The sequence below is a fragment of the Salmonella sp. A1325 genome, assembly GCF_056991255.1.
In genome coordinates this window covers 1-6,247 of record NZ_JAMLWO010000022.1, presented here as the reverse complement: position 1 = coordinate 6,247, position 6,247 = coordinate 1, and the positions used below count along the sequence as shown (strand labels likewise).

Sequence of the window (6,247 nt, the reverse complement as noted above, 5' to 3'; positions counted from 1 at the left end):
GCGGGCTGTCGTTCACCGTGGACGCCGGGGAGTGGGTGCAGGTCACCGGCGGCAACGGCGCCGGAAAAACCACCCTGCTGCGCCTGCTGACCGGGCTGGCGCGCCCGGACGGCGGCGAGGTGTACTGGCAGGGCGAACCCCTGCGCCGCGTGCGCGACAGCTTCCATTCCGGCCTGCTGTGGATAGGGCACCAGCCGGGGATTAAATCCCGCCTGACGGCGCGGGAGAACCTGCACTTCTTCCACCCCGGCGACGGCGCGCGTCTCCCGGAGGCGCTGGCGCAGGCCGGGCTGGCGGGATTTGAGGACGTGCCGGTCGCCCGGCTCTCGGCCGGGCAGCAGCGCCGGGTGGCGCTGGCCCGCCTGTGGCTGACCCGCGCCGCGCTGTGGGTGCTCGACGAGCCGTTCACCGCCATTGACGTTAACGGCGTGGCGCGCCTCACCCGGCGGATGGCGGCGCACACGGCGCAGGGCGGGATGGTCATTCTCACCACCCACCAGCCGCTGCCGGGGGCCGCGGACACCGTCCGCCGCCTGGCGCTGACCGGCGGGGGGGCAGGGCTGTGATGTGGCGTGTCTTCTGTCTCGAACTGCGCGTGGCGTTCCGCCACGGCGCGGACATCGCCGGCCCGCTGTGGTTCTTCCTGATGGTCATCACCCTGTTTCCGTTAAGCGTCGGGCCGCAGCCGCAGCTGCTGGCGCGTATCGCGCCGGGCATCATCCAGGTGGCGGCGCTGCTGGCCTCGCTGCTGGCGCTGGAGCGGCTGTTTCGCGACGACCTGCAGGACGGCAGCCTGGAGCAGCTGATGCTGCTGCCGGTGCCGCTGCCGGCGGTGGTGCTGGCGAAGGTGCTGGCCCACTGGGCGGTGACCGGCCTGCCGCTGATTATGCTCTCCCCGCTGGTGGCGCTGCTGCTGGGGATGGACGTGTACGGCTGGAAAATCATGGCGCTGACGCTGCTGCTCGGCACGCCGGCGCTGGGGTTTCTCGCCGCGCCGGGCGTCGGGCTGACGGCCGGGCTGCGGCGCGGCGGCGTCCTGCTGGGCATTCTGGTGCTGCCGCTGAGTGTCCCGGTGCTGATTTTCGCCGCCGCGGCGATGGACGCGGCATCGATGCATTTACCCGCTGACGGCTATCTGGCGGTGCTGGGGGCGCTGCTGGCGGGCAGCGCGACGTTAAGCCCGTTCGCCACCGCGGCGGCGCTGCGCCTCAGCGTGCAGTAGCGCCCCGGCGCGACGGACATTTTACTGGTTTCAGGAGGTCAGGTGACGACTATGTGGAAAACCCTTCATCAGCTGGCGGCGCCGCCCCGGCTGTATCAGATTTGCGGCAGGCTCGTGCCGTGGCTGGCGGCGGCCGGCATCATCGCGCTGGCCACCGGCTGGGTCCGGGGCTTTGGTTTCGCCCCGGCGGACTACCAGCAGGGGGAGGGCTACCGCATTATGTACCTGCATGTCCCGGCGGCCATCTGGTCAATGGGTATCTATGCGGCGATGGCGGTGGCGGCGTTTACCGGGCTGGTCTGGCAGATGAAAATGGCCAGCCTTGCCGTCGCGGCGATGGCGCCGGTGGGGGCGGTGTACACCTTCATCGCGCTGGTCACCGGCGCGGCGTGGGGCAAACCGATGTGGGGCACCTGGTGGGTGTGGGACGCGCGCCTGACCTCGGAGCTGGTGCTGCTGTTTCTCTACGCCGGGGTCATCGCCCTGTGGCACGCCTTTGACGACCGTAAAATGGCCGGGCGCGCGGCGGGCATTCTGGTGCTGGTCGGCGTGGTGAACCTGCCGGTTATCCACTATTCCGTCGAGTGGTGGAACACCCTGCACCAGGGCTCGACGCGGATGCAGCAGAGTATCGACCCGGCGATGCGCTCGCCGCTGCGCTGGGCCATCGCCGGCTACCTGCTGCTCTTTATGACGCTGTCGCTGATGCGGATGCGCAACCTGATTTTACTGATGGAAAAACGCCGCCCGTGGGTGAGCGAACTGATACTGAAAAGGGGGCACCGGTGAGTCCGGCATTTTCATCGTGGAGCGATTTTTTCGCCATGGGCGGGTACGCCTTTTTTGTCTGGCTGGCGGTGGCGATGACCGTGGCGCCGCTGGTGCTGCTGGTGCTGCACACGGTGCTGCAGCGCCGGGCCATTCTGCGCGGCGTGGCGCAGCAGCAGGCGCGCGAGGCGCGGATGCGCGCCGCACAGGCGCAACAGGAGGCGGCGTGAACCTGCGACGTAAAAACCGGCTATGGGTGGTCTGCGCGGTGCTGGCGGGCCTGGGGCTGACCACCGCCCTGGTCCTGTACGCGCTGCGCGCGAATATCGACCTGTTCTATACCCCCGGCGAAATCCTCTACGGCAAGCGCGAGACGCAGCAGCTGCCGGCGGCGGGCCAGCGCCTGCGCGTCGGCGGGATGGTGATGCCCGGCAGCGTCAGGCGCGACCCGGACTCGCTGAAGGTGAACTTCAGCCTCTACGACGCCGAAGGGTCGGTGACGGTGAGCTATGAGGGGATACTGCCGGACCTGTTCCGCGAGGGGCAGGGGGTGGTGGTGCAGGGCACCCTGGAGAAGGGCAACCACGTCCTGGCGCACGAGGTGCTGGCCAAGCATGACGAGAACTACACCCCGCCGGAAGTGGAAAAGGCGATGCAGGAAAACCACCGCCGCCCGCAACGCGCTGATAAGGACACTTCATCATGATGCCTGAATACGGCCACGCACTGCTGTGCCTGGCGCTCGGCGTGGCGCTGCTGCTGTCCGTTTACCCGCTGTGGGGCGTGGCGCGCGGCGACGCGCGGATGATGGCGTCGGCCGGGGTGTTCGCCTGGCTGCTGTTTATCTGCGTGGCGGGCGCGTTTTTCGTGCTGGTGCACGCCTTTGTGGTTAACGACTTCACCGTGGCCTATGTCGCCGGCAACTCGAACACGCAGCTGCCGGTGTGGTACCGGGTGGCCGCCACCTGGGGGGCGCACGAGGGCTCGCTGCTGCTGTGGGTGCTGCTGATGAGCGGCTGGACCCTGGCGGTGGCGGTGTTCAGCCGGCAGGTGCCGGCGGATATCGTCGCCCGGGTGCTGGCGGTGATGGGGATGGTCTGCGCCGGTTTTCTGGCGTTCATTCTGTTCACCTCCGGCCCGTTCGCCCGCACGCTGCCGGCCTTTCCGGTGGAGGGGCGCGACCTGAACCCGCTGCTGCAGGACCCGGGGCTGATTTTCCACCCGCCGCTGCTGTACATGGGCTATGTCGGCTTCTCGGTGGCCTTCGCCTTCGCCATCGCCGCGCTGCTGAGCGGGCGTCTGGACAGCGCGTTCACCCGTTTTGCCCGCCCGTGGACGCTGGCGGCGTGGGTGTTCCTGACGCTGGGCATCGTGCTCGGCTCGGCGTGGGCCTACTACGAGCTGGGCTGGGGCGGCTGGTGGTTCTGGGACCCGGTGGAGAACGCCTCCTTTATGCCGTGGCTGGCGGGTACCGCCCTGCTGCACTCGCTGGCGGTCACCGAACAGCGCGCCGGCTTTAAGGCGTGGACGCTGCTGCTGTCCATCTGCGCCTTCTCGCTGTGCCTGCTGGGCACCTTCCTGGTGCGCTCCGGGGTGCTGGTGTCGGTGCACGCCTTCGCCTCCGACCCGGCGCGCGGAATGTTTATCCTCGCCTTTATGGTGCTGGTCACCGGCGGCTCGCTGCTGCTGTTCGCCGTGCGCGGGCACAGGGTGCGTTCGCGGGTGAACAACGCGCTGTGGTCGCGCGAGTCGCTGCTGCTCGGCAACAACGTCCTGCTGATGGCCGCCATGCTGGTGGTGCTGCTGGGCACCCTGCTGCCGCTGGTGCACAAACAGCTGGGGCTGGGCAGCATTTCGGTGGGGGAGCCGTTCTTTAACACCATGTTCACCTGGCTGATGGTCCCCTTTGCCCTGCTGCTGGGGGTGGGGCCGCTGGTGCGCTGGGGCCGGGACCGGCCGCGTAACATCAGGAAACTGCTGCTCACCGCCCTGGTCTCCACCCTGGTGCTGTCGGTACTTTTGCCATGGCTGCTGGAAGATAAAATCATCGCCATGACGGCGGTGGGGATGGCGATGGCCTGCTGGATTGCGGTGCTGGCGGTGGCCGAAGCCGTACAGCGCGTGTCCCGCGGCACGAAAACCTCTCTCAGCTACTGGGGAATGGTGGCGGCGCACCTCGGGCTGGCGGTGACGATTACCGGCATCGCCTTCAGCCAGAATTACAGCGTGGAGCGTGACGTGCGGATGCGGGCGGGCGACAGCGTGACCATTCACGACTACCGCTTCACCTTCCGGGAGGTGCGGGACATCACCGGCCCCAACTACCGCGGCGGGGTGGCCCTCATCGGGGTGACGCGCCACGGCGAGCCGGAGGCGGTGCTGCACGCGGAGAAACGGCTCTACAACACCAGCCGGATGGTGATGACCGAGGCGGCGATTGACGGCGGGCTGACCCGCGACCTGTACGCCGCGCTCGGGGAGGAGCTGGACAACGGCGCGTGGGCCGTGCGCCTGTACTACAAACCGTTTGTCCGCTGGATATGGGCCGGGGGACTGCTGATGGCGCTGGGCGGGCTGCTGTGCCTGGCGGACCCGCGCTACCGCCGCCGTAAACCATTGCCGGAGGCCGGATGAAACGCAACGTACTGTTATTACCGCTGCTGATTTTTCTGCTGATTGCCGCGGCGCTGCTGTGGCAGCTGGCGCGCAACGCTGAGGGCGATGACCCGACGAATCTCGAATCGGCGCTGACCGGAAAGCCGGTGCCGGCGTTCCGCCTGGAATCGCTGGAGACGCCGGGTCAGTACTACCAGGCGGAGGTGCTGACGCAGGGGAAACCGGTGCTGCTTAACGTCTGGGCCACCTGGTGCCCGACCTGCCGCGCCGAACATCAGTACCTGAACCAGCTTTCTGCGCAGGGTATCCGGGTGGTCGGGCTGAACTATAAGGACGACCGGGCGAAGGCGGTGGCCTGGTTAAAGGAACTGGGCAACCCGTATGCGCTGAGTTTATCGGACAGCGACGGGATGCTGGGGCTGGACCTGGGCGTGTACGGCGCGCCGGAAACCTTCCTCATCGACGGCAACGGGATTATCCGCTACCGCCATGCGGGCGATTTGAATGCCCGGGTATGGGAGAGTGAACTGAAACCGCTGTGGGACAGATACAGCCGGGAGGCGGCGCAATGAGACTGTTACCGGGCATGGTGATGCTGATGCTGGCGCTGGTTATCGCCGGGTCAGCGCGGGCAACCACCGACGTGATGCCGTTTAAAGATGAAGCGCAGGAGCAGCAGTTCCGCCAGCTCACGGAGCAGCTGCGCTGCCCGAAATGCCAGAACAACAGCATTGCGGACTCGAACGCGATGATAGCCACCGACATGCGCCGCAGGGTGTATGACCTGATGCAGGAGGGGAAGAGCCGCCAGGAAATCATCGATTACATGGTGGCGCGCTACGGCAACTTTGTCACCTACGACCCGCCGCTGACCCCGCTGACGGTGCTGCTGTGGGTGCTGCCGCTGGCCGCCATCGTGGCGGGCGGGTGGATAATCGTCGCCCGCACGCGCCGGCGGGTGCGCCTGCGCCGGGAGCCGCTGCCGGCGGACACCCCGGTTTGCGGCGCGCGCGCCGGGTGGGGCGTTTACGTGCCGGGGGCCGTCATTGCGCTGGCGGTCGGCGCCGGCAGCTACGCCCTGACCGGCAGCTATCCGCAGGTGAGGGCCTGGCAGCAGGCGACGGCGCAGACGCCCGGGCTGCTGGCGCGGGCGCTGGATCCGCAGGCGCAGCCGCTGAATGAGGAGGAGATGGCGCGGCTGGCGCTGGGGCTGCGCACCCGCCTGCAGAATGATGCCGGCAATGTTGAGGGCTGGCTCATGCTGGGGCGCATCGGTATGGTACTGGGTAATGCCGGTACCGCCACCGGGGCGTATGCGAACGCTTACCGTCTGGACCCGAAAAACAGCGATGCGGCGCTGGGCTACGCGGAGGCGCTGACGCGCTCGTCCGACCCGGAGGATAACCGCCGCGGCGGGGAGCTGCTGCGCCGGCTGGTGAGCCGCGACCATACGGATATCCGGGTGTTAAGCCTGTATGCGTTTAACGCCTTTGAGCAGCAGCGCTTTGGCGAGGCGGTGGCGGCCTGGGAGATGATGCTGAAGTTACTGCCGGCGGGTGACGCCCGGCGGGCGGTGATAGAGCGCAGTATCCGGCTGGCGCAGGAGAAATAAGACCCTGACGGCCCGGTGGCGTGGCGCCA

At 67.9% G+C, this 6,247-nt stretch carries 8 protein-coding genes; all 8 read left to right on the top strand.

Annotated features, from left to right (window positions below; all coding sequences use genetic code 11):
- The coding region (ccmA, locus tag NAZ64_RS22260) for a cytochrome c biogenesis heme-transporting ATPase CcmA (RefSeq protein WP_447347904.1) at positions 1 to 566 on the top strand (566 nt) is incomplete at its 5' end.
- Complete coding sequence (ccmB, locus tag NAZ64_RS22255; protein ID WP_000990033.1) at positions 563 to 1,222, top strand: heme exporter protein CcmB; 660 nt, start codon at positions 563 to 565, stop codon at positions 1,220 to 1,222. The genes ccmA and ccmB, both read left to right, overlap by 4 nt.
- A gap of 51 nt (positions 1,223 to 1,273) precedes the next feature.
- Positions 1,274 to 2,011 carry a heme ABC transporter permease gene (locus tag NAZ64_RS22250; protein WP_000265997.1) on the top strand — a complete coding sequence of 246 codons (738 nt, stop codon included), beginning with the start codon at positions 1,274 to 1,276 and terminating at the stop codon, positions 2,009 to 2,011.
- Positions 2,008 to 2,220, top strand: a complete 213-nt coding sequence (gene ccmD, locus NAZ64_RS22245; protein ID WP_220569535.1) for a heme exporter protein CcmD — start codon at positions 2,008 to 2,010, stop codon at positions 2,218 to 2,220. The genes NAZ64_RS22250 and ccmD overlap by 4 nt, the downstream gene beginning before the upstream one ends.
- Positions 2,217 to 2,696 (top strand): cytochrome c maturation protein CcmE, encoded by a 480-nt coding sequence (gene ccmE, locus NAZ64_RS22240; RefSeq protein ID WP_001053618.1) that lies wholly within the window; start codon positions 2,217 to 2,219, stop codon positions 2,694 to 2,696. The genes ccmD and ccmE overlap by 4 nt, the downstream gene beginning before the upstream one ends.
- Positions 2,693 to 4,624 (top strand): heme lyase CcmF/NrfE family subunit, encoded by a 1,932-nt coding sequence (locus NAZ64_RS22235; RefSeq protein ID WP_000982515.1) that lies wholly within the window; start codon positions 2,693 to 2,695, stop codon positions 4,622 to 4,624. The genes ccmE and NAZ64_RS22235 overlap by 4 nt, the downstream gene beginning before the upstream one ends.
- Positions 4,621 to 5,178, top strand: a complete 558-nt coding sequence (gene dsbE, locus NAZ64_RS22230) for a thiol:disulfide interchange protein DsbE (RefSeq protein ID WP_023218061.1) — start codon at positions 4,621 to 4,623, stop codon at positions 5,176 to 5,178. The genes NAZ64_RS22235 and dsbE overlap by 4 nt, the downstream gene beginning before the upstream one ends.
- Positions 5,175 to 6,218, top strand: a complete 1,044-nt coding sequence (locus tag NAZ64_RS22225; RefSeq protein WP_108679520.1) for a cytochrome c-type biogenesis protein CcmH — start codon at positions 5,175 to 5,177, stop codon at positions 6,216 to 6,218. Before dsbE ends, NAZ64_RS22225 begins: the two co-directional genes overlap by 4 nt.
- The last annotated feature ends 29 nt before the right edge of the window (positions 6,219 to 6,247 follow it).

Coding starts and splice junctions, on each gene's coding strand:
- NAZ64_RS22250 (WP_000265997.1), top strand. CDS start 1,274: ATGTGGAAAACCCTTCATCAGCTGGCGGCGCCGCCCCGGCTGTATCAG.
- NAZ64_RS22235 (WP_000982515.1), top strand. CDS start 2,693: ATGATGCCTGAATACGGCCACGCACTGCTGTGCCTGGCGCTCGGCGTG.
- dsbE (WP_023218061.1), top strand. CDS start 4,621: ATGAAACGCAACGTACTGTTATTACCGCTGCTGATTTTTCTGCTGATT.
- NAZ64_RS22225 (WP_108679520.1), top strand. CDS start 5,175: ATGAGACTGTTACCGGGCATGGTGATGCTGATGCTGGCGCTGGTTATC.